Raw genomic sequence first — 21932 nt, 5'->3', positions numbered from 1 at the left:
CTGAACGAAAAATCATCCAGAATCAATCAAACAAAAGGAATCACCAAACCCCAACCAAAGTCAGGATCCGGAGTAAATCAATTCGTCGACTATCAATGACACACTGTTGAGTTCTCAAACATCACGCACACCCGGGTGCTCCGCTCTCGCGGGGCCTTCCCGGGGCAACCCGGAGAAACTTACACGAGCCCGGGACCAGAGTCAACTCGGGGGTGCCTGCGGTAGCCGGAGACGGTGGTGTCGCCGGCCAGCCAGTAGCGCCAGGGGCGATCGGCGGCCCGGCGTACGCCGACCCGCGGCCCCCTGAGCACCTCGCCGGCCGGGACGGCCGGGGCCCGGATTGCGACCCCGTGGCCGAGCATCGTGCCGGTGTCGTCCAGGGACAGGGCGAGGCATTGGCCGAGTCGGCCGGGCCCCCGGGCCAGATCCCGGTCGCGCCCACCCCGGCGTGCACGGGCGAGCGGGATCCCCTCCACCACCTCGCCAGCCCTGATGAGCACCGCCCCTGGCTCCCCCGCTGTCCCGGTGGTGACGTTGAGGCAGTGGTGCAGGCCGTGGCTGAGGTAGACGTAGACGGTGCCGGGTGGCCCGAACATCGGCTGGTTCCGGCGGGTGGGCCCCGCGCACGCATGCGACGCCTCGTCGTCGAAGCCTCCGTAGGCCTCGACCTCGGTGATCCTCACCGTGACCACGCCGCCGTCACGGCTCGTGGAGACGAGTGCACCGAGCAACCGGGGAGCAACCTGGTCCGGCTCACCGGTCAGCCAGGTGAAGGGCTCCCCGGACACGTCATCCCAGCCGGTTCCGCAGCTCGGTGATGCGCTGGCCGAGCTCGTCGATCTGCTCGGCGACCCGGACCGGGGCCGTGCCGCCACGGCCATCACGTGAGCCCACGGATCCCGCCACGGTGAGCACCTCGCGCACCTCAGGAGTCAACGCCGGGTGGATCGCCGCCAGGTCGGTGTCGGAGAGTTCGTCGAGCTCGATGCTGCGCTCCTCGCAGAAGCGCACGCAGGCTCCGGCCACTTCGTGGGCGATCCGGAAGGGGACCCCTTCGCGGACCAACCACTCGGCCACGTCGGTGGCCAGCGAGAACCCCTGAGGCGCAAGCACCGCCATCCGGTCGGTGTTGAACTCGCAGGTCCGGATCATCCCGGTGAACGCGGGCAGCAGCACCTGCAGGGTGTCGACCGAGTCGAAGACCGGCTCCTTGTCCTCCTGCAGATCCCGGTTGTACGCCAGCGGCAGCGCCTTCAGGGTGGCCATCAGCCCGGTCAGGTTGCCGATGAGGCGCCCTGCCTTGCCACGTGCCAACTCGGCGATATCGGGGTTCTTCTTCTGCGGCATGATGCTGGAGCCGGTCGACCAGGAGTCGTGCAGACGCACGAAGTCGAACTCCTTCGTCGCCCAGAGGATGATCTCCTCGGCGATCCGCGAGACGTCGACGCCCACCATCGCGGCCACGAAGGCGAACTCCGCCACGAAGTCCCGTGATGCGGTGCCGTCGATCGAGTTCGCGGTGCTGTCGGTGAAGCCGAGCTCGTGAGCCACCGCGCGCGGATCCAGACCGAGACTGGATCCAGCCAACGCACCCGAGCCGTACGGGGAGTCCCCGGCGACGCGGGCATCGAAGTCACAGAACCGCTCCACGTCCCGCAGCAGGGGCCAGGCGTGGGCCAGCAGGTGGTGCGACAACAGGACCGGCTGCGCGTGCTGCAGATGGGTCCGTCCGGGCATCACCGCGCCCAGGTTGGCGACGGCTTGATCCCGCAACGCCTCAGCGAGATCGAGCACCAGTCCGGCCACGTGCCGCCCGTGATCACGCAGGAAGGCCTTGAACAGAGTGGCGACCTGGTCGTTGCGTGACCGGCCCGCCCGGAGCCGTCCGCCCACGTCGGCACCGACCTCCTCGAGGAGCAGGCGTTCCAGCGCCCCATGCACGTCCTCGTCGGTCGGGTCGGGATGCAACTCCCCCGCCTCGTAGGAGCTCCGAAGCACCTCCAGCCCGCGGAGCAGCTCAGCGTGATCGGCCGCGGTCAGCAGGCCGGCCGCATGCAGCACCCCGGCATGGGCTCGCGACCCGGCGAGGTCATAGGGGGTCAATCGCCAGTCGAAGTGCGTGGAGACCGACAGCGCCTCGAGCTCGGGGCTCGGGCCGCCGGCGAAGCGTCCGCCCCACAGCTTGCCGGTGTTGGTGCCTTGGGTCATCGAAGCCCGTCCTCCATGAGTGAGTCGTGGTCGCCTGCAGGGTGCCGCGGGGCGTTGGCGAAGGCCAGGAACCGATCCGCCAGGTCCTGGCCGCCGAGGGGACTGCGACTGATCACCAGCACCGTGTCATCTCCGGCGATGGTGCCCAGCGCGTCCTCGATCTCGGCGTGGTCCAGGGCGCTGGCCAGGAACTGCGCGGCCCCAGGAGGCGTGCGCAGCACCACCAGGTTCGCGCTCGCCTCGGCACTGACCAGGAGTTCCCCACAGAGCCGGGCCACCCGAGCAGAGGCCGCGGCCGTCTCCCGGGTGCTCACCGGTGTCCGGTCGCCCCCTTCGGCAGGCACGGCATAGACGAGCGCCCCGGACCTGGTGCGCACCTTCACCGCATCCAGTTCGACGAGATCGCGGCTCAGCGTGGCCTGGGTGACCTGGACGCCCTGGGCGGCCAGCATCTCGGAGAGGTCTGTCTGGGACCGGACCTCGGCGTGCTCGAGCAGTTCGATGATCCGCCGCTGCCGGGCGTTCTTGGTCATCGCCGTGGACTCGGCCATCACACCGCCTCCACCGGGAGACCGCCGGCCACGCAGAACTCGAGCACGGCCTTCTGCACGTGCCTGCGGTTCTCGGCCTGATCCCAGACCCGACTCCGGGGGCCGTCCAGCACGGCGGCGCTGATCTCCTTGCCGCGGTACGCCGGGAGGCAGTGCAGCACGATGGCGTGGTCGGCTGCATGAGCCAGCGCCGCCTCGTCGAGGGCGTAGGGTCCGAAGATCCTGGCGCGCTCGGCAGCCTCGTCCTCCTTGCCCATCGACACCCAGGTGTCCGTGGTAGCGACGTCGACGCCCTCCAGTGCGGCGACGGGATCCTCCAGGTGCGCCACCGCGCCGCCCGTGCCAGCGGCGATGGCGGCGGCCCGTTCGAGGATCTCCGGGGCCGGTGCGAACGCTGCCGGGGCCGCGATCCGTACGTCCATGCCCGCGAGCGCTCCGGCCAGCAACCAGGAATGTCCCATGTTGCAGGCTCCGTCACCGAGGAAGGCGACCTTGCGGCCGGCGAGCTCTCCGAACTCCTCACGGACGGTCAGCAGGTCGGCCAGCAGTTGGCACGGATGGAACTCGTCGGTCAGTGCGTTGACGACAGGCACCCCAGACCAGTGCGCCATCTCCTCGAGTCGCCGCTGCTCGTAGGTGCGCCAGACGATCGCCTCGACCTGCCGGCCGAGCACCCTGCCGACGTCGGCGATGGACTCGCGCTCACCGATGCGGGCCAGCGCGCCGTCGACCATCACCGCAGCGCCGCCGAGCTCGGCGATCCCGGCACTGAAGGACACCTGGGTGCGCAGTGTCTGCTTGTCGAAGATCATCGCCACGGCCTTCGGACCGGCCAGCGGGCGAGCGTGGTGGGGGTCCCTCTGGAACGCTGCTGCCCGGGCCAGCACGTGGGCCTGCTCGGCGGCGGTGAGGTCGTCGTCCCGGAGCAGTGAACGGATCACCGGGTCACTCCTGCCTCGTCGAGGATGCCGGGCCAGGCGTCGACGAACTCGGCGACGTCGGCGGCGGTCAGCACCAGGGGCGGTGCGAGTCGGATCCGGTCCGGGCGGCAGGCGTTGACGATGAACCCGGCGTCCTGGGCCGCGGAGACCACGTCGGCCGCCTTGGCTTCGACCAGGTCGAGGCCGATCAGCAACCCGGCGGCCCGGACCCCCGTCACCCGGGAGTCCGCAGCGACCCCGGATGCGAGCAACTCCCCCACCGTGGCGACGTGCTCGAGGAGGTCGTCCTCGACGATCGTGTCCAGGACTGCCAGTGCGGCCGCGGCCGCCACCGGGTTGCCACCGAAGGTGGTCCCGTGGTTGCCGGGATCGAAGAGCTTGCCGGCACCGCCGGTGGCCAGGCAGACACCGATCGGGATCCCGCCCGCGAGCCCCTTGGCCAGGGTGATCACATCGGGGACGACGGGGGCGTCTACGAGCGCGGTGTTCTGGTGCGCGAACCAGGAGCCGGTGCGGCCGATCCCGGTCTGGACCTCGTCGAGCCAGAGCAGCGCGCCGTGCCGATGCGTGATCGACCGGGCGGCGGACAGGTAGTCGTGAGGCGGGATCTCCACCCCCGCCTCACCCTGCACCGGCTCCACCACCACGGCCGCACAGCGATCGTCGACCGCAGCCGCGAGAGCGTCGGCGTCACCGAACGGCACGAAGGTAACGTCGCCGGGCAGCGGCTCGAAGGGCTCCCGGTACGCCGCCTTGGCGGTGATCGCGAGCGCTCCCATCGTCCTGCCGTGGAAGGATCCCTCGGTGGCCACGATCCTGGTCCGTCCGGTACGCCGGGTCAGCTTGAGGGCCGCCTCGTTCGCCTCGGCGCCGGAGTTGGTGAAGAAGGAATGGGTCTCCACCCGCTCGGTCACGCCGAGATTGAGCAGCATGTTCAGCCGCTCCGCCAACTCGATCTGGGGGACGCTGGCGAAGAAGTTGGAGATGTGCCCGAGGGTCTGGAGTTGTTCGGTGACCGCGGCCACCAGCCGGGGATGGGCGTGGCCCAGCGAGTTGACGGCGATCCCGCCGAGCAGGTCGAGGTACTCGCGTCCGTCAACGTCCCACACGCGGGCACCCTTGCCGCGGGCCAGCACCATCTTCGGAGGACCGAAGGTGTTCATCAGGGCGTCGCCGTACCGCTGTGTCCAGGTGTTCATGCGCGCAGCTCCCGTGCCTTCCGGGTCTTGGTCTCCACCCCGGGAAGCACCTGGGTGCCGACTCCCTCGTCGGTGAAGAGTTCGAGCAGGACCGCGTGCGGCTCCCGGCCGTCCACGACGGTGGCCCGCGGCACGCCGCCGCGCACCGCCTGCAGGCAGGCCCCCATCTTCGGGATCATCCCGCTGGCCAGGCTGGGCAGGAGCTCCTCCAGCACGTCCGGACTGATCTCCCCGATGACCTCCTCGGGGTCCGGCCAGTCCAGATAGAGGCCCTCGACGTCGGTGAGGACCAGCAGTTTCTCGGCGCCAAGGGCGACGGCGAGCGAGGCAGCGGCGGCGTCCGCATTGACGTTGTGCACGGTGCCGTGCACGTCAGGGGCGACGCTGGAGACCACGGGGATCCGTCCCGCCTCGATGATGTCCAGCACCGCCTCGGGCCGGACCTGGGCGACCTCGCCGACCAGGCCGAGGTCGATCTCCTCCCCGTCCACGATCGTGTGCGTCGCCTCGGCGGTGAACAGCCCGGCGTCCTCGCCGGAGAGACCGACCGCCAGCGGACCGTGGTCGTTGATCAGGCCGACCAGCTCCCGCTGCACCTGGCCGGTGAGCACCATCCTGACCACGTCCATCGCCTCCGGGGTGGTCACCCGCAGGCCGCCGCGGAACTCGGACTCGATGCCCAGCCTGTCCAGCATCGTGGAGATCTGGGGACCGCCGCCGTGCACGACCACCGGCTTGAACCCGGCGAAGCGAAGGAACGCGACGTCCTCGGCGAACGCCCGTTTGAGCCCGTCGTCGGTCATCGCGTTGCCGCCGTACTTCACCACCACCACCTTGCCGTGGTAGGCCTTCAGCCACGGCAGCGCGCCGGCCAGTACCCGTGCCTTGGCCGGGTCCGGCTTGCCGGGATCGTGGCGGACCGAGGTGATGTCGAAGTTGCTGTTGTCGTCGCTCATGAGCTGTAGGCGCTGTTCTCGTGTACGTAGGCGTGGGTCAGGTCGTTGGTCCAGACCGTGGCTCGCTCCGGGCCGGACTTCAGGTCCACAGTCACGGTCACCTCGCGCGGAGTCAGGTCGACGGTGGCCGCGTCGGCTGCCGGGGTCGAGGTCCGACACACCCAGATCCCGTTCATCGCCACATCCAGATCGGCCGGGTCGAAGGCGGCGTCGGTGGTGCCGATGCTGGCCAACACCCGGCCCCAGTTGGGGTCGTTCCCGAAGATGGCGGCCTTGAAGAGGTTGCTCCGTGCGATCGACCGGCCCACCTCGACGGCATCGTCCTCGGTGGCTGCCCCGACGACCGTGATGGCGATCTCATGGTCGGCACCCTCGGCGTCTGCCAACAGTTGCATGGCCAGGTCGGTGCAGGCCCGGGTGAGTGCCTCGGTGAAGTCCTCCACCGAGGGCTCGATGCCCGATGCGCCGCTTGCCATCACGGTGACGGTGTCGTTGGTGGACATGCACCCGTCGGAGTCGAGCCGGTCGAAACTGACCCGGGTGGCCGCGCGCAGTGCTGTGTCCAGGTCGCTCGCGGAGACCACCGCGTCGGTGGTCAGCACCACCAGCATGGTGGCCAGTTGCGGTGCCAGCATCCCGGCACCCTTGGCCATGCCGCCGATGCTCCAGCCCGGCCCCTCCACGACCACGGTCTTCGGCACCGTGTCCGTGGTCATGATCGCTTCGGCGGCCGCGACACCTCCGTCATCGGCCAGGGCCTGATGCACCTGGCCGACGCCGCGCAACAACACCTCCCGGTCGTTGGCCAGCCCGATCAGTCCGGTCGAGCAGACGAGCACGTCGAACGCCCCGATGTCGAGCTTCGTGGCCACCTCCTCGGCGACCGCATGGGTGGTCTGGAACCCGTCGGGCCCGGTGTAGCAGTTGGCGCCGCCGGAGTTGAGGACGACGGCACGCACGATGCCGTCGGCCACCACCCGCTCACTCCAGAGCACCGGGTTGGCCTTGCAGCGATTCTTGGTGAACACCGAGGCGGAATCGTGGCGGGGTCCGGTGTTGACGACGAGCGCGAGGTCCTTGTTGCCGTTGGCCTTGATGCCGACGGCTGCGCCGGCAGCGGTGAAGCCGGCGGGGTGGGTGACGGTCATGACGATGCTCCTGGGCTGGTGAGGGGTGCGGCGTGGACGTGGTGCCCTCGTCGTCGCCATTCCTCGGCCGCGGCCTCGGCATCCTGCTCAGGAACCAGGATCCAGTCGGTGTCGTGGGTGGAGAGCGGGAAGACCGGGATCTCCACCTCCGCCAGCGGAGTCAGCAGCCCGGCCAGCACTCCGGTGAGGGTCGGGTCCAAGGGCCCGGCCACCTCGAACGCGATCAGCGGCCCGATCGAGGGTGCCTTCGCCGGCACGACCGCCGCGGCACACACCAGCGAGGTCTCGGTGGCGGTGGCGGTGATCGAGAGCAGGGTGCCTGAGGACGCCCAGGGGGGCAGGTCGGCGCCGGCGTCGAACCGGACGATCGCGAGGGCTTCGGCGTGTTGGGTGAGGTCGTAGTTGCTCATGGCGCGAGACCCACCACACTCAGGCCGGCGGTCTCCGCCTGGCCGGTGGCCAGGTTGAGGCACTGTACGGCGGCTCCACCGGTGCCCTTGGCCAGGTTGTCCACCACGCCGACGGCCACCAACCGGCCGGCCGCGCGGTCCACCGTCACCTGGATCTGTACGGCGTTCGAGCCGAGCACCGACTGGGTCTGCGGCCACTGTCCCTGCGGCAACACATGCACGAACGGCTCGTTCGCGTAGGCCGCGGCGTACACCTCCCGGGCCTCGGCCTCGCTGACATCGCCGATCAGCGACGCCGAGCAGGTGGCCAGGATGCCGCGTGACATCGGCACCAGCATCGGCGTGAAACTGACCGACACCTCGGCGTCGGTGAGCCGGTTGAGGTTCTGCACGATCTCGGGGGTGTGCCGGTGTCCACCGCCGACTCCATAGGCCGAGGCGTTCCCCATCACCTCACTGCCGAGAAGGTGCGGCTTGGCGGCCTTGCCGGCGCCGGAGGTCCCCGACGCGGCCACCACCACCACGTCCGGTTCGATCAGGCCCGCGGCCACGGCCGGCGCCAGGGTGAGGGTGGAGACGGTCGGGTAGCAACCGGGGACAGCGACTCGCCGGGCTTCCCGCAACAGCTCACGCTGACCGGGCAGTTCGGGCAGTCCGTAGGGCCAGGAGCCCGCGTGCTTGCCTCCGTAGAACTGCTCCCAGACGCTGGCGTCGGTGAGTCGGAAGTCGGCGCCGCAGTCGATCACCACGGTGCCCTCCCCCAGTGCCAGGGCGATCGGGGCGGACTGCCCGTGTGGAAGGCCGAGGACGACCACATCGTGTCCGGAGAGCACCTCCGGGTCCGTGGGCAACAGTTCCCGGTCGGCGAGCGGCAGCAGGTGCGGCTGCAGTTCGCCCAACCGCGCGCCGGCGTTCCCGCCAGCGGTCAGTGCCCCGATCTCGACGCCCGGATGACCGAGCAGCAATCGCAGCACTTCGCCACCGGCGTACCCGCTGGCACCCGCCACGGCCACAGAGATCTTCGCACCCATGTGCATGACTATACATTCCTCTGCATATTCTTGCACTCCGTTTCGGTGGGCGGCCTCCGATTCTGCCGCACTCAGCGCTGGGCCGCCCCGAACCGCTCCCCCGCGATCCGCACCGCCGCATCCCGTGCGGCCGCGGACTCGGACTCGGTGAGCGTCCGGTCCGCGGCCCGGAACCGCAGCGCGAACGCCAGCGACTTGTGGCCTGCCGCCACCTGGTCACCCCGGTACACGTCGAAGAGCCGGATGGATTCGAGCAACTCACCGGCACCGTCGCGCAGGGCCTGTTCCACCTGGGCCGCGGGCACGTCCTCGGCGACCTCGAGCGCGACGTCCTCCTTCGCGACCGGGTACGCCGAGAACCGCGGACCGACCGGGTCCACCGCATGACGCATCAGCAGATCCAGATCGACCTCCACCACCGCCGTACGCGCTGGGATCCCCCACGATCGCACCACCCGTGGGTGCAGTTCGCCGGCGTGCCCGACCACGAGCTCACCGATCCGGAACTCCGCGCACCGACCCGGATGCCACGGGGCCAGGGTCGCCCTGGTCACGGTCAGCTCGACTCCCAGCGAGGTGGCGACACTGCGGACCACCTCAACGGCGTCGGCCCAGGTCGCCGGTCGCCCGGCTCCCCACCACCCGGCCGCCTCCCGGTCCCCGGAGATGGCGGCAGCCAGGTGCAGCGGCTGGTGCGGCACCGCCTTCTGCAACTGCTGCCACTCCTGCTCGGTGGGACGCCGGTCGGTGGGCAGCAGCGGCGCGGCCTCGGAACCGGTGGGGATGAAGACCGGCGAGACCTCGAAGAGACCGACGTCGGCGTTGGCGCGGCCGGTGTTGCGGGCCAGCGCCCGGAGCAGCCCCGGAAGCAACGTGGTGGCCAGCAGCGGCTCCTCCGCCGACAACGGGTTCTCCAGCCTCAGCGTCTGTCGACGTACGTCGGCCGGCTCGATGCCCAGCGACTCGAAGTCCGACTCCGAACAGAACGGATAGCTGATCACCTCGGTCAGGCCGTTGCCGGCCAGCACGTGACCGACCCGTCGCCGCAGCCGTTGGGTGCGCGTCAGGCCCCGCCCCGCGGGCGCGGTCGGCAGCACGGCCGGGACACGGTCGTACCCGACGATCCGGACCACCTCCTCGACCAGATCGAACGGGTCGGTCAGGTCGGGTCGCCACGTGGGCGCCACCGCCGTGAGCCGATCCCCCTCGAGGCTGACCCGGCAGCCGATCGCCTCCAGATGTCCCACGGTGGTGTCGAGATCGATGTCGATGCCACTGATCCGGGCCGGCAGGTCAGCATCGATGGTGATCGACGCGGCCGGCGGGGGTGTCCCGACCTGGGTGCACCCAGGTTCGATGGTGGCTCCGCCGAGCTCGGCCAGCAGCGCCGCCACCCGATCCGCGGCCGCACCGGCCAGCGCCGGGTCGACGCCGCGCTCGAACCGCTTGCTCGCCTCCGACGGCAGCCTGTGACGCCGCTGGGTGCGGAAGATGGAGGTGGCCTCGAAGCACGCCGCCTCAATCACCACCGCGGTGGTGGACGGCGAGATCTCGGTGTCCTCGCCACCCATCACGCCGGCCAGACCGATCGGCCCGGAGTCATCGGTGATCAGCAGATCGCCGGGGTCGAGGTCACGACGTACGCCGTCGAGGGTGGTGAGCTGCTCACCCTCGCGCGCCCGGCGGACCCCGATCGCCCCGCTGAGCCTGTCCCGGTCGTAGCCGTGAATCGGCTGGCCGAGCTCCATCATCACGTAGTTCGTCACATCGACGGCGAGGCTGATCGGCCGCATCCCGACCTGGGTGAGCCGACGGACCATCCACTCCGGGGTCTGCGCCGCCGGGTCCAACCCGGTGACCGTCCGAGCGACGAAGACCGGGCAGCCGACGGGGTCCTCGACCTGCACCGGATAGCCGGAGTCGTCGGGGCTGGGCAGCTCCCGCTCGGCGGGATCGTGGAACGGCACCGAGAAGCCGAGGGCGGCCTCCCGGGCGATCCCCCGCAGGGACAGGGCATAGGCCCGGTCCGGGTTGATCTCGAACTCGATCACCGGATCGTCCAGACCGAGCACCGCACGGGCATCGACCCCCGGCACCCCCGCCTCGTCGGGCAGCACGATGATGCCGCTGTGGTCCTGACCCAGGCCCAACTCTGCCGCCGAGCAGATCATCCCGGCCGAGAGGTGCCCGTAGGTCTTGCGGGCGCCGATCGCAAAGCCACCGGGCAGCACGGCGCCGGGCAGCGCGACGACCACGAGGTCACCGACGTCGAAGTTGTGGGCCCCACAGACGATCCCCTGCGGGTCACCGGTGCCGTTGGCATCGCCGACGTCGACGCTGCACCAGTTGATCGTCTTGCCGTTCTTCTGGGGCTCGGGCTGGCGACTGATCACCCGGCCGAGCACCAGTGGCCCGGTGATCGCGTCCCCGGGCGCTTCCAGCGCCTCGAGCTTGAGGCCGAGCATGGTCAACCGGTGGGTCAGTTCGTCGATGCCCAGGTCGTCGGGGAGGGCGGCGTACTCACGGATCCAGGAGACGGGGGCCTTCATCGGCCACTCACTTTCACAGTCGCTTTGGTCATCAGATCTCCACCCCGAATGCGCTGGTGAACCGCACATCGCCCTCGAACACGTCGCGGAGATCCTCGACGGTGTGGCGGAACATCAGGATCCGGTCGATGCCGAACCCGAACGCGAAGCCGGTGTAGCGGTCCGGGTCGACACCGCAGGCGACCAGGACCCGGGGGTTGACCACCCCGCACCCGCCGAGCTCGATCCAGCCCTCGCCCCGACAGGTCCGGCACTGCTCGGGGTCCACCCCACGACACACGAAGCAGACCATGTCCATCTCCGCCGAAGGCTCGGTGAAGGGGAAGTACGACGGTCGGAACCGGGTGGTGATCCCCTCACCGAAGAGCGCGGTGGTCAGGTGGTCCAAGGTGCCCTTGAGGTGCGCCATCGTGATGCCCTCATCGATCACCAGGCCCTCGACCTGGTGGAACACCGGCGAGTGGGTGGCGTCCACCTCATCGGTGCGGTAGACCCGCCCCGGACAGGCCACATAGATCGGTGGCTCCCTGGTCAGCATGGTGCGCGCCTGCACCGGGGAGGTGTGGGTGCGCAGCACCAGCGCCGAGTCGGCCGGCTCCAGCCAGAAGGTGTCCTGCATGGTCCGTGCCGGATGATCGGGCCCGAGGTTGAGGGCGTCGAAGTTGAGCCACTCGGCCTCGACCTGCGGGCCCTCGGCGATCTCCCAGCCCATCGCCACGAAGATGTCCGCGATCCGGTCCGACAAGGTGGTGATCGGATGCCGGGAGCCGGCCGGATGCCGGCGGGTCGGCAGCGTGACATCGACCGTCTCCGCGAGCAGGGTGCGCTCCTCGTGCTCGGCCTCGAGCACCTCGGTGCGTGCCGCCAGGGCCTGGGCGACAGCCCCGCGGGCCTGGCCGACACGCTGACCGACCTCCTTGCGCGCCTGGGGCGGAAGGGCACCGATCTCCCGGTTCGCCAGGGCCAGCGGGGAGCGGTCACCGACGTGCTCGGACCGGGCCTGCGCCAACGCCTTCAGGTCCTCGGCGGCGGCGATCGCCGCAAGCGCCTGATCCCGCATCGCCTCGACCTGGTCGGCCTGCAGCGGGGTCACCGCGACAGGGTCGTACTCGGTGTTCGGTCCCGACATCTGTGCCTCTTCTTCTCGACGACTCGGTCAAGTCTAGGAACCCGCGCCGGAGCCCGGCGACGGGGTTTCGGGTAGTGGCGCGACGTGGCCGTCGTCGTGGACCGGCCAGGCGACCGTCACCTGGGCACCTCCGCCGTCCGCGTCGGTGATCTCCACGGTCCCGCCATGGCCCCGCACCAGCCCCTGCACGATGTACATCCCCAAGCCCGAGGAACCGCCGGGGCCTCGGGTCCAGAACTTCGTGAAGACCCGGCGCCTGATCTCCTCGGCGATGCCGTCCCCCTCGTCGGTGACGGTCAGCAGCACCGAGGTGGCCGTCCGGGACAGCCCGACGCCGACTCGTCCGTCGCCGTGCCGCACCGCGTTCTCGACCAGGTTGGTGGCCACCTGCGTGAACTTGTCCGGATCGAGGTTCACCTTCGGCAACTCACCATGGACCTGGAGCCCGATTTCGCGGGAGGTGGTCGCGGAGATGGAGGTGATGACCCGTTCGGTGAGCACCTGGACATCGCTGGGCCGGGTGTGCAGCACCAGCCGCCCGGTGTCGATCCTGGCCACGTCGAGCAGGTCGATGATCAACCGGCTCAAACGCTCCGCATCCGCATTGACGGTGGCGAGCATCAGCAGCTTCTGGTCATCGGACAACCGGTCCCATCGGGTCAGCAACGCCTGCACGAACGCGCGTACGCCGGTCAGCGGCGACCGAAGCTCATGGGCCACGGTGGCCACCAGGTCGGAGCGTTCCCGATCCAGACGCGTCCGACCACGGGCCGAGCGCAGTGAGACCGCCACTCGCAGCACCCGTCGGTCCACAGGGTCACGCTGGAGTCCGGCAGCGACCAGCACCTCGGCTCCGTCGGGCAGCAGCCACGACTGTTCCGGGATACCGGAGCGGCTCGGCAGCCCGTCGTACGGGCGCACCGCCGAGCACCAGTCGCGCCCCTGACGGTCCTGAAGGAGCAGCGTCTCGGCCAGGGGTGACCCGGGGCCGTCCACGCCCAGCATCCGGCAGGCCCGGGCGTTGGCGTGGGTGACGACGCCGTGAGCGTCGGCCACCACCAGCCCATCGGGAAAGGCGTCCAGGACGTCGGCCGGCGGGTGCACGCCCCTCACCCTAGGCGCTGCGCGCGTGCCGAGGCATACAGACACAGTGCCGCAGCAGTGGAGAGGTTGAGGCTCTCGGCCCGCCCGTGGATCGGGATCGCCACCCGATGGTCGGCCTGCTCGGCCAGCTCATCGGGCAGACCCCACGCCTCATTGCCGAAGAGCCAGGCGGTCGGCGCGGCCAGCACCCCGGAGTCGGCGGCCCGGTCCAGGTCGAGTTCGCCGGCCCCGTCGGCCGCGAGCACCTGGAAGCCTGCCTCGCGGGCAGCAGCCACGGCAACCGCCGGACTCATCGTGGTGCCGATCGGCAGGTGGAAGAGACTGCCCACCGTGGCGCGGACCGTCTTGGGGTTGTGCACATCCACCGAGTCCCCGGCCAGCACCACACCGTCGGCGCCGGCCGCGTCGGCACAGCGGATCACGGTGCCGGCGTTGCCGGGATCGCGGACGTCGGCGCAGATCGCCACCAGTCTTCCCCCGGCTGCGAGCACCTCTTCGCCGGTCAGGGTCACCAACTCGCTCACGCCGACCACACCGGCCGGGTTCACGGCGTCGCTGAGGGAGCCCATCGCCCGCTCATCGACCAGGATCCACGGGATGTCGGCGGCGGCGACCTGACGGTGCAGGTCGGGGAACCGGTCGGCGGCCTCGGCGGTGGCGAACACCTCGTGCAACCGGTGCGGCTGCTCCAGTGCGCCGAGCAGCGCCTTGGGGCCGTCGACGAGGAAGCGACCGGAGTCGGTCCGAAATGCACGACGGGCGAGCTTCCGCGCGGCCTTGACCCTGGCATTGCCGCTGGTCAGCGGTGCAGGGGGCACGCGGGAGCTCGCCTTCGTCGTACCGGCCGGAGCCGGAGGCCTCACCGTCAGGCGGTCGCCTTGGGAGCGTTCACGTCAGCGGGGAGCGCCGCACGGGCGGTCTCCACCAGCGCGTTGAACGCGGCCGCGTCGTTGACGGCCAGGTCCGCCAGGATCTTGCGGTCCACCTCGACGCCGGCGAGGTTGAGGCCCTGGATGAAGCGGTTGTACGTCATCCCCTGGGCGCGAGCCGCCGCGTTGATCCGCTGGATCCACAGCTTGCGGAACTCGCCCTTGCGGGCACGGCGGTCACGGTAGCTGTAGACGAGGGAGTGAGTGACCTGCTCCTTCGCCTTGCGGTAGAGGCGCGAACGCTGTCCGCGGTAGCCGCTGGCGCGGTCGAGGGTGGTACGACGCTTCTTCTGGGCGTTCACTGCGCGCTTGACGCGTGCCATGGGGTGCTCCTTTGGTGCGGTTCAGTGGCCGGTGCGGCGGCCACGGGGGAAGATGATCAGCGGCCGAGCAGCTTGCGGGCCGTCTTGGTGTCGGCCTTGGAAACCTCGGTGGTGCCGGACATCCGCCGGGTCATCTTCGAGGGCTTCTTCTCGAGGTTGTGTCGCAGGCCGGCCTTCTGGCGACGGATCTTGCCCGAGCCGGTGACTCGGAACCGCTTCTTGGCACCGGAGTGCGTCTTGTTCTTCGGCATGCTCTCGCTCTCTATCTCTTACAGGTCGATGTCGGGGTCGAGGTTCTCGGACCTCTTGCGCGGCTTCTTGTCGGCTGGCTCCTGAGGAGCCTGGCGCTCGGCGCGCTCCTCGGCCTGCTCGGCTGCCTTCTCCGCAGCGCGGGTCACCTTGGCGGCCTTGATCTCCGCCTTGGCCTCGGACTTCTTCTTGTGCGGACCCAGCACCATGATCATGTTGCGGCCGTCCTGCTTGGGCGAGGACTCCACGAAGCCCAGCTCCGACACGTCCTCGGCAAGCTTCTGCAACAGCCGGAACCCGAGCTCGGGCCGGTGCTGCTCACGCCCCCGGAACATGATGGTGATCTTGACCTTGTCACCGGCAGCCAGGAAGCGGACCACGTGCCCCTTCTTGGTGTCGTAGTCGTGCTGGTCGATCTTGGGGCGGAGCTTCATTTCCTTGATCACGACGTTGGTCTGGTTCCGTCGTGCCTCACGGGCCTTCTGGGCGTTCTCGTACTTGAACTTCCCGTAGTCCATGAGCTTGCAGACGGGGGGACGGGCCGTCGGGGCGACCTCGACCAGGTCGAGGTCGGCTTCATTGGCAAGCTTCAACGCTTGGTCGGTGGGCACGATGCCCACGGTCTCGCCGTTGGGTCCAACGAGTCGGACCTCGGGAACCCGGATCCGATCGTTGATGCGCAGCTCGGTGCTGATGTGTCCTCCTGTGTCACGTGGTGTCCGGTCGCCTTCTCCGCGCCGGGCCCCAGGGGACCGGGAACAAAAATGGCTTCCGCGGCAAGCGGAAGCCAGTCACCTGGATGGCATCGGGCACCATCCATTCACGCCCCGCAGACATCGCTGCCTTCGGTGGCGGGACCGGACCCGACGACATCCCAGTCGATGCGGGTGGGAGACGTGTCTCCGCTTGTAGACCTCCACCCGGGTGGACAGAGGTCGGTCGACTCACCAGACTACCGGATCAGTCGACTCCCGGGCGAATCCAGACCACCTGGTCGCCCACCCTGGCCAGGGGCCAGCCGCGGGCCAGACCCTCGAGGTCCTCGCCCTCGACGACCACCGTCACCGGCCCGGCCACGTCGACCAGCAGCGCCGCCGCTCCGTCCTGGATGGCCGATGCCGCCGCAACCTGAGCGGTGACCGGCACCGGCCGCGCGTCGGCGTTCCAGGCGACCATGCTCTCGGTCCCGGTGAAGGCCAGCAGAGCCAGGCGGCCGTCGCGACCCTTCAGCAGCACCGCAGCCATGTCGCTGGACTTGTCGTGGGCCAGGCCCCGCTCGTCGTACTCGACCTCGCCCAGCACGGCCACCACCGGCACCAGCAGCCGACTGCCGGCCAGCGCCTGCAGCACCTCGCCGCGGCGAGCACGGTCCGCGGCGTACGTCGCCAGCGCTGCGGCCACCTCGGGATCGACCGTGCCGCTGTCCCCCGCGAACTCCGAGGACGGGATCAGCCTGCCGGAAGGGTCTGGATGCACCCGTGCATCCTCCCACCGTCGGTGGCGCCCACGCCCGGCTGGGGGGATGTGGAAGGCTGGTACCCGTGGGAATCGACGAGGTGACCTGGACCGCGGTGGCGGCGGTGCTGACAGCGCTGGGTGCGCTGTGGACCGTGCACGCGTTCCGCAAGCGTGGCGTGGCCTCCGGCCTGAACGGGTTGGGCCTGACGCTGCTGCCGCCGGCGCTGTGGGCGACCGGGACCCTGCCGATGCTCACCGAGGTCGGCGACTCGGTGGCGCGCTGGGCAGCAGGCCTGGTGTTCTCCCCGCTGACCTGGGCAGGAATCGTACTGGCCGGGCTCTCGGTGCTGCTCTTCGGCACGTCGCGGGCGTTGACCAGTCGCGGCGTGGGCGCCCGTCCGTCCCGACCTGCCACGGAATCAGCCCCGCCACGCGGCGAGGTCTCCGGCGGCCAACCGGCCGCCGACCCCATCGACGGTCTCGACGACATCGAGGCGATCCTGAAGCGGCACGGCATCCAGTGAGGGACCACGTGGCCCGCAATCGGCTCTGGGCCCGGCTCAACGGCGCTGTCGAGGCACTCGACGAGCCACCGGCCACTCCCCTGTTCGCGGTCGACCTCGATGCGTTCGACGCCAACGCGGCCGACCTGGTCCGCCGCGCCGGCGGGACCCCGATCCGAGTCGCGTCCAAGTCCCTCCGGGTGCCGGCCCTACTGCGCCGCGCGCTGGCACACGACGGGTTCCATGGCATCCTCGCCTACTCGCTACGAGAGGCCCTGTGGTTGCACGACCAGGGAGTCAGCGACGACATCGTGGTCGCCTACCCCTGCGTCGATCGAGCTGCGCTGGCCAGCCTGATCGGGTCGCCCTCGGCCGCTGCAGCGATCACCCTGATGGTCGATGACACCGCCCATCTGGAGCTGATCGACTCGCTGCGGGCTTCCAAAGCGGTGCCGGTCCGGGTCGCTCTGGACGTCGACGCCGGCCTGCGGATGGGGTCCCAGCACATCGGACCGAAGCGGTCCCCGCTGCACGACAGCCACGACGTACTCCGGTTGGCGAGGGCGGTCGTGGCGCGCAACGGTTTCCGCCTGGTCGGCCTGATGAGCTACGAGGGTCAGGTCGCGGGCGTCCCTGACGACGTGCCGGGCCAACGCGCCAAGTCGCTGGTGGTGAGGCGCCTCAAGGCAGCCTCGATGTCCCAGTTGAAGGCCCGCCGGCTGGGCATCACGCAGAAGGTGGCCGACGTCGCCGAGCTCGAGTTCGTCAATGCCGGCGGATCGGGATCGGTCGAGGCGACGGTGGCCGATCCGGCCGTGACCGAGGTGGCGGCCGGGTCGGGCCTGCTGGTGCCGACGCTCTTCGATCACTACCAGGCGTTCGTGCCCAGGCCGGCTGCCTTCTACGGTGTTCCGGTGGTACGCCGTCCGGGGCCGCAACTGGTCACTGTCGCCGGCGGCGGCTACACCGCGTCCGGTGCCGTCGGAGCGGATCGGGCACCCACGCCGTGGGCTCCGCCAGGACTGCACCTGACCAGCCTCGAAGGGGCCGGCGAGGTCCAGACCCCGCTCACCGGGCACCCGGCCTCATTGCTGCAGGTCGGGGATCTGGTCTGGTTCCGGCACGCCAAGTCGGGGGAGCTCTTCGAGCATGGGAACGTCGTACACCTGCTCGCCGGCGACGCCTTCATCGACGTGGTCCCCACCTACCGAGGTGCCGGGCAGGCATTCGGCTGACCGCCGAGATCTCACACCTCGGCCGACCAGATGTCACACCTCGGCCGACCAGATGTGACACCTCGTCAGGGGCGGTCGAGCAGGGAGCGCAGTTCGAGGACGGCACGACGGGCCTGGGCACCGTCGGAGCCCTGGATGCCCATCATCGGACAACTCGTGCCGTCGGCCAGGTCCAGGACCGCCCACGGCGCCCCGGCCGGCAGTCGGACCGCCAGCGCCTGCGGCCAGGCGAACTCACGCGTGCGGTAGCCGTTGACCACCACCAGGCCGGCCTCGGTGGCGACCACCTTGGAGCGCACCAGCGCATGGCCCATCACGAAGAGGCCAGCGCCCATCACCACCAGGGTGCCCTTCTGGAAGAGCGTGAACATCGCCCGGATCTCCGGAGGGAACGCGAACCAGGCGGCCGCACAGACCACGGCCAGGCCGACCCCCACCAACAGCGCGGCCATCCGCACCCCGAACGGGCGCCAGGTGTGCGGCAGGGTCACCTCGGTCATCGTCGTCCTCACAGGCGGCAGGCGTGGATGTCGGTGAGCAGGATCCCGCGAGCCCCGATCGCGTAGAGCTCATCCATCAGCCGCTGCGCGCCGACGCGCGGCACCATCGCACGCACCGCCACCCAGCCCTCGCGATGGAGCGGCGAGACCGTCGGACTCTCGAACCCCGGAGTGAGCTCGACCGCCGCGGTGACCTGCTCGCTCTTGATGTCGTAGTCCATCATCACGTAGCTGCGGGCCACCAGCACGCCCTCGACGCGGCGCCGGAACACCTCGAACTCGGCAGGCAACTCGCCGTCGCGGCGGGCGATCAGCACCGCTTCGGAGGCGAGCAGTGGTTCGCCGAACGTCTCCAGGCCGGCGGCGCGCAGGGTGCTGCCGGTCTCGACGACGTCGGCGATGGCGTCGGCGACACCCAGCTGGATGCTGGTCTCCACCGCGCCGTCCAGTCGGGTGACGGTCGCGTCGATGCCGTGCGCGGCCAGGTGGTCCTCCACGATGCCCACATAGGACGTGGCGATCCGCTTCCCGTCCAGTTCGTCGATCTTGGCGAAGGCGCCGATCGGGCCGGCGTACCTGAACGTGGACCGGGCGAAGCCGAGCGCCCGCACCTCGTCCGCCGAGGCGCGGGAGTCCATCAGCAGGTCACGGCCGGTGATGCCGATGTCGAGCTGACCCTCCCCCACGTAGACCGCGATGTCGCGCGGCCTCAGGTAGAAGAACTCGACCCCGTTGTCGGGGTCGCTCAGCGCCAGCTGCTTGCTGTCGTGGCGCTGTCGGTAGCCCGCCTCGGAGAGCAGGTCGGACGCGGTCTGGGAGAGCGCCCCCTTGTTGGGGACGGCGATCTTGAGGGGCGGCATGGGGTCTCCAGGTTCAGAGGTGCTTGTAGACGTCATCGAGGGTCAGTCCGCGGGCCAGCAGCAGGACCTGGGCGTGGTAGAGCAACTGACTGACCTCGAGGGCACAGGCCTCGTCGGACTCGTGCTCGGCCGCCATCCAGGACTCGGCCGCCTCCTCGAGGAGCTTCTTCCCGATCGCATGGACTCCGGCGTCGAGTTGGGCCACGGTGCCGGATCCGGCGGGTCGGGTGCGAGCCTTCTCACTGAGCTCGGCCCAGAGTTCCTCGAACGTCTTCACGGGAGACCAGCCTACGGCGTGGGAGTGGGCAGCGCGCGCAGGGTCCGGGCAGTCTGGAGCGCCGCGGCCGTCGCCTCCCAGCCCTTGTCCTCCGCCGAGCCGGCCAGTCCGGCCCGGTCCAGCGCCTGCGCCTCGGTGTCGCAGGTGAGCACGCCGAAGCCCACCGGCACCCGATGGTCCAGCGCGACCCGGGTCAACCCGTCGGTGGCCGCCGAGCAGACGTACTCGAAATGCGGCGTGCCGCCGCGGATCACCACGCCGAGCGCGATCACCGCGTCGAAGCCCGCCTCGGCCAGGGCTGCGGCCGCCACCGGCAACTCGAAGGTGCCGGGCACTCGGACGATGTGGGTGTCGGTGACCCCGTGCGCGGCCAGTGCCCGGCCGGCACCGTCCAGCAGGCCGTCCATCACCTGCTGGTGCCAACTCGCAGCGACCACGGCCACGGAGAGGTCCGAGCAGTCCAGGGCCACGGTCTCGGGTGCTCCGTGTCCGCTCATGAGGTGTGTCCTTCCAGGTGTGGCAGTGCATGGCCCATCCGGTCCCGCTTGGTCAGCAGGTAGGACAGGTTGTGATCGTTGGGGTGCGGCGTCAACGGGACCTGCTCGACCACGGGTACGCCGAAGTCGGTGAGGCTGGTGGTCTTGTCGGGATTGTTGGTGAGCAACCGGACGGCGCCGACCCCCAGGTCCCGGAGCACCTGGGTCGCGGTGCCGTAGTGGCGGGCATCGGCGGGCAGACCGAGGTCGAGGTTGGCGTCAACGGTGTCCCGACCACCGTCCTGCAACTGGTAGGCCTGCAGCTTGGCGACCAGGCCGATGCCGCGACCCTCGTGCCCCCGCAGGTAGACGATGACGCCCCGGCCCTCGGTCACGATCCGCTCCATGGCCTCCTCCAGTTGCGGCCCGCAGTCGCAGCGGTGGCTGCCGAAGACGTCTCCGGTGAGGCATTCGGAATGCACCCGGGTCAGCACCGGCTCATCGCCGCTGACGTCGCCGTGGACCAGGGCGATGTGTTCGGAGCCGTCCACGGTGATCCGATAGCCGTAGGCGGTGAAGTCACCGAGTTTCGTCGGCAGCCGGGTCTCGGCCACCCGCTCCACGAGCACCTCGGTACGGCGGCGATACCGGACCAGGTCCTCGATGGAGATCATCGCCAGCCCGTGCTCGTCGGCGAACTCGCGCAGCTCCGGGCCACGCTTCATGGTGCCGTCGTCGTTGACCACCTCCACCAGCACCCCGGCCGGGGTCAGGCCGGCGAGCGTGGCCAGATCCACCGCGGCCTCGGTGTGACCGCGGCGCACCAGCACGCCACCGTCGCGGTAGCGCAGCGGGAACACGTGCCCGGGGCGGGTGATCTCCCACGGCTCGGTCGCCGAGTCCGCCAACACCCGCGCCGTGTGCGCACGGTCGGCAGCGGAGATCCCGGTGCTGACCCCGTCACGGGCGTCGACGGAGATCGTGTACGCCGTACGGAGCTTGTCCTTGTTGTGCGGCGTCATCAACGGGATCTCCAGCCGGTCCAGCATCTCGGCCGGCATCGGTACGCAGATCACCCCGGAGGAGTGCCGGATGGTGAACGCCATCAGCTCCGGGGTCGCCTTGGAGGCGGCGAAGATGATGTCGCCCTCGTTCTCGCGGTCCTCGTCGTCGACGACGACGACCGCCTTGCCTGCGGCGATGTCTGCGATAGCGCGCTCGACGGAGTCGAGCCTGACCTTGTCACTCATGTGTGGATCCTTGTGGTTGTGCCTGGTGGGCGAGAAGCCGTTCGACGTGTTTGGCGAGGATGTCGACCTCGAGGTTGACCCGGTCGCCGGGCTGACGGAATCCGAGGGTGGTGCGGGCGAGGGTCTCGGGGATCAGGCTGATGGTGAAGGCGGGGTCCGCAGCGCCCGGATCCGTCACCGACACCACGGTCAAGCTGGTGCCGTCCACCGTGATCGACCCCTTCTCCACCAGGTAGCGGCTCAAGGCTGCGGGGAAGCCGACCTCGACCACCTCCCAGTGCTCACTGGGGACCCGGCGCAGGACCGTGCCGACCGCGTCGACATGGCCCTGGACGATGTGGCCGCCCAGCCGGTCACCCACGGCCATCGCCCGTTCCAGGTTCACCCGGTCTCCGGGAGCCAGCCCACCGATGCTGGTCCTGGCCAGCGTCTCGGCCATCACGTCGGCGGTCCACCGACCTGCGCCGGGCCGGGACTCCTCGGGCTCCAGCGCGGCGATGGTCAGGCAGCAGCCGTTGACCGCGATCGAGTCACCGAGCCTGGCTCCGGCCAGCACCTCGGTGGCGGCGAAGGTGAGGCGTTGTGCGTCGCCCTGGTCCTCGATGCGGACGACGGTGCCGAGTTCCTCGACGATCCCGGTGAACAT

Annotated in this window: 25 protein-coding genes; 2 read left to right on the top strand and 23 right to left on the bottom strand. The window is 70.0% G+C overall.

All coding sequences use genetic code 11. From position 1 onward, the window contains the following. Positions 1–179 precede the first annotated feature (179 nt). From JKG67_RS14225 to JKG67_RS14145, 17 genes are all read right to left on the bottom strand, one after another. Positions 180–788: a DNA-3-methyladenine glycosylase gene (locus tag JKG67_RS14225; RefSeq protein WP_307816578.1), complete on the bottom strand. Its 609-nt coding sequence runs from the start codon at positions 786–788 to the stop codon at positions 180–182. A gap of 1 nt (position 789) precedes the next feature. Further along, positions 790–2208 carry an argininosuccinate lyase gene (argH, locus tag JKG67_RS14220; protein ID WP_203337976.1) on the bottom strand — a complete coding sequence of 473 codons (1419 nt, stop codon included), beginning with the start codon at positions 2206–2208 and terminating at the stop codon, positions 790–792. Next, positions 2205–2759, bottom strand: a complete 555-nt coding sequence (locus JKG67_RS14215) for an arginine repressor (protein ID WP_203337975.1) — start codon at positions 2757–2759, stop codon at positions 2205–2207. Before JKG67_RS14215 ends, argH begins: the two co-directional genes overlap by 4 nt. Next, positions 2759–3700, bottom strand: a complete 942-nt coding sequence (gene argF, locus JKG67_RS14210; protein WP_203337974.1) for an ornithine carbamoyltransferase — start codon at positions 3698–3700, stop codon at positions 2759–2761. Before argF ends, JKG67_RS14215 begins: the two co-directional genes overlap by 1 nt. Beyond that, positions 3697–4899: an acetylornithine transaminase gene (locus JKG67_RS14205; RefSeq protein WP_203337973.1), complete on the bottom strand. Its 1203-nt coding sequence runs from the start codon at positions 4897–4899 to the stop codon at positions 3697–3699. The genes argF and JKG67_RS14205 overlap by 4 nt, the downstream gene beginning before the upstream one ends. Beyond that, entirely contained in the window at positions 4896–5855 is a 960-nt protein-coding gene (gene argB / locus JKG67_RS14200) for an acetylglutamate kinase (protein ID WP_203337972.1), read from the bottom strand. Before argB ends, JKG67_RS14205 begins: the two co-directional genes overlap by 4 nt. Further along, the gene (gene argJ, locus JKG67_RS14195; protein ID WP_203337971.1) at positions 5852–7003 is read right to left on the bottom strand and encodes a bifunctional glutamate N-acetyltransferase/amino-acid acetyltransferase ArgJ; all 1152 of its coding nucleotides are present in this window, start codon (positions 7001–7003) and stop codon (positions 5852–5854) included. Before argJ ends, argB begins: the two co-directional genes overlap by 4 nt. Next, on the bottom strand, positions 7000–7413 hold the full coding sequence (locus JKG67_RS14190; RefSeq protein WP_203337970.1) for an ACT domain-containing protein: 414 nt from the start codon (positions 7411–7413) through the stop codon (positions 7000–7002). The genes argJ and JKG67_RS14190 overlap by 4 nt, the downstream gene beginning before the upstream one ends. Continuing rightward, the gene (gene argC / locus JKG67_RS14185; protein WP_203337969.1) at positions 7410–8450 is read right to left on the bottom strand and encodes an N-acetyl-gamma-glutamyl-phosphate reductase; all 1041 of its coding nucleotides are present in this window, start codon (positions 8448–8450) and stop codon (positions 7410–7412) included. The genes JKG67_RS14190 and argC overlap by 4 nt, the downstream gene beginning before the upstream one ends. A gap of 65 nt (positions 8451–8515) precedes the next feature. Continuing rightward, positions 8516–10993: a phenylalanine--tRNA ligase subunit beta gene (gene pheT / locus JKG67_RS14180; RefSeq protein WP_203337968.1), complete on the bottom strand. Its 2478-nt coding sequence runs from the start codon at positions 10991–10993 to the stop codon at positions 8516–8518. Between the two features lie 31 nt (positions 10994–11024). Then, entirely contained in the window at positions 11025–12122 is a 1098-nt protein-coding gene (gene pheS, locus JKG67_RS14175; protein WP_203337967.1) for a phenylalanine--tRNA ligase subunit alpha, read from the bottom strand. 33 nt (positions 12123–12155) lie between these two features. Then, on the bottom strand, positions 12156–13226 hold the full coding sequence (locus JKG67_RS14170) for an ATP-binding protein (protein ID WP_307816577.1): 1071 nt from the start codon (positions 13224–13226) through the stop codon (positions 12156–12158). 5 nt (positions 13227–13231) lie between these two features. Next, entirely contained in the window at positions 13232–14044 is an 813-nt protein-coding gene (locus JKG67_RS14165) for a TrmH family RNA methyltransferase (RefSeq protein WP_203337966.1), read from the bottom strand. Positions 14045–14091: 47 nt separating this feature from the next. Beyond that, positions 14092–14478: a 50S ribosomal protein L20 gene (gene rplT / locus JKG67_RS14160; protein WP_203337965.1), complete on the bottom strand. Its 387-nt coding sequence runs from the start codon at positions 14476–14478 to the stop codon at positions 14092–14094. A gap of 56 nt (positions 14479–14534) precedes the next feature. Beyond that, positions 14535–14729, bottom strand: a complete 195-nt coding sequence (gene rpmI, locus JKG67_RS14155; RefSeq protein WP_203337964.1) for a 50S ribosomal protein L35 — start codon at positions 14727–14729, stop codon at positions 14535–14537. An 18-nt stretch (positions 14730–14747) separates the two neighbouring features. Continuing rightward, positions 14748–15422 (bottom strand): translation initiation factor IF-3, encoded by a 675-nt coding sequence (infC, locus tag JKG67_RS14150; RefSeq protein WP_372442105.1) that lies wholly within the window; start codon positions 15420–15422, stop codon positions 14748–14750. 265 nt (positions 15423–15687) lie between these two features. Beyond that, positions 15688–16203 (bottom strand): SseB family protein, encoded by a 516-nt coding sequence (locus tag JKG67_RS14145; RefSeq protein ID WP_307816576.1) that lies wholly within the window; start codon positions 16201–16203, stop codon positions 15688–15690. Positions 16204–16268: 65 nt separating this feature from the next. Between JKG67_RS14145 and JKG67_RS18605 the strand changes: the two genes are divergently transcribed. Then, positions 16269–16709: a hypothetical protein gene (locus tag JKG67_RS18605; protein ID WP_238998457.1), complete on the top strand. Its 441-nt coding sequence runs from the start codon at positions 16269–16271 to the stop codon at positions 16707–16709. 8 nt (positions 16710–16717) lie between these two features. Next, complete coding sequence (locus JKG67_RS14140) at positions 16718–17923, top strand: amino acid deaminase/aldolase (protein ID WP_307816575.1); 1206 nt, start codon at positions 16718–16720, stop codon at positions 17921–17923. Positions 17924–17988: 65 nt separating this feature from the next. On the opposite strand, the gene JKG67_RS14135 is transcribed toward JKG67_RS14140, so the two are convergent. From JKG67_RS14135 to JKG67_RS14110, 6 genes are read right to left on the bottom strand one after another with little or no spacing between them, the layout of a single operon-like run. Continuing rightward, positions 17989–18423 (bottom strand): PH domain-containing protein, encoded by a 435-nt coding sequence (locus JKG67_RS14135; protein WP_203337962.1) that lies wholly within the window; start codon positions 18421–18423, stop codon positions 17989–17991. 8 nt (positions 18424–18431) lie between these two features. After that, complete coding sequence (hisG, locus tag JKG67_RS14130) at positions 18432–19283, bottom strand: ATP phosphoribosyltransferase (protein WP_203337961.1); 852 nt, start codon at positions 19281–19283, stop codon at positions 18432–18434. Between the two features lie 13 nt (positions 19284–19296). Further along, a complete protein-coding gene (locus JKG67_RS14125; RefSeq protein WP_203337960.1) occupies positions 19297–19560 on the bottom strand; it encodes a phosphoribosyl-ATP diphosphatase in 264 nt (87 codons plus the stop codon). Between the two features lie 11 nt (positions 19561–19571). Then, positions 19572–20057, bottom strand: a complete 486-nt coding sequence (ribH, locus tag JKG67_RS14120; RefSeq protein WP_203337959.1) for a 6,7-dimethyl-8-ribityllumazine synthase — start codon at positions 20055–20057, stop codon at positions 19572–19574. Then, on the bottom strand, positions 20054–21286 hold the full coding sequence (locus JKG67_RS14115) for a bifunctional 3,4-dihydroxy-2-butanone-4-phosphate synthase/GTP cyclohydrolase II (RefSeq protein WP_203337958.1): 1233 nt from the start codon (positions 21284–21286) through the stop codon (positions 20054–20056). The genes ribH and JKG67_RS14115 overlap by 4 nt, the downstream gene beginning before the upstream one ends. Continuing rightward, complete coding sequence (locus tag JKG67_RS14110; RefSeq protein WP_203337957.1) at positions 21279–21932, bottom strand: riboflavin synthase; 654 nt, start codon at positions 21930–21932, stop codon at positions 21279–21281. The genes JKG67_RS14115 and JKG67_RS14110 overlap by 8 nt, the downstream gene beginning before the upstream one ends.

The organism is Nocardioides limicola (assembly GCF_016827675.1).
GTDB classification, from domain to species: domain Bacteria; phylum Actinomycetota; class Actinomycetes; order Propionibacteriales; family Nocardioidaceae; genus Nocardioides; species Nocardioides limicola.
The sequence above is the reverse complement of the archived record's forward strand: the minus strand, read 5'-3'. Positions and strand labels throughout refer to the sequence as shown.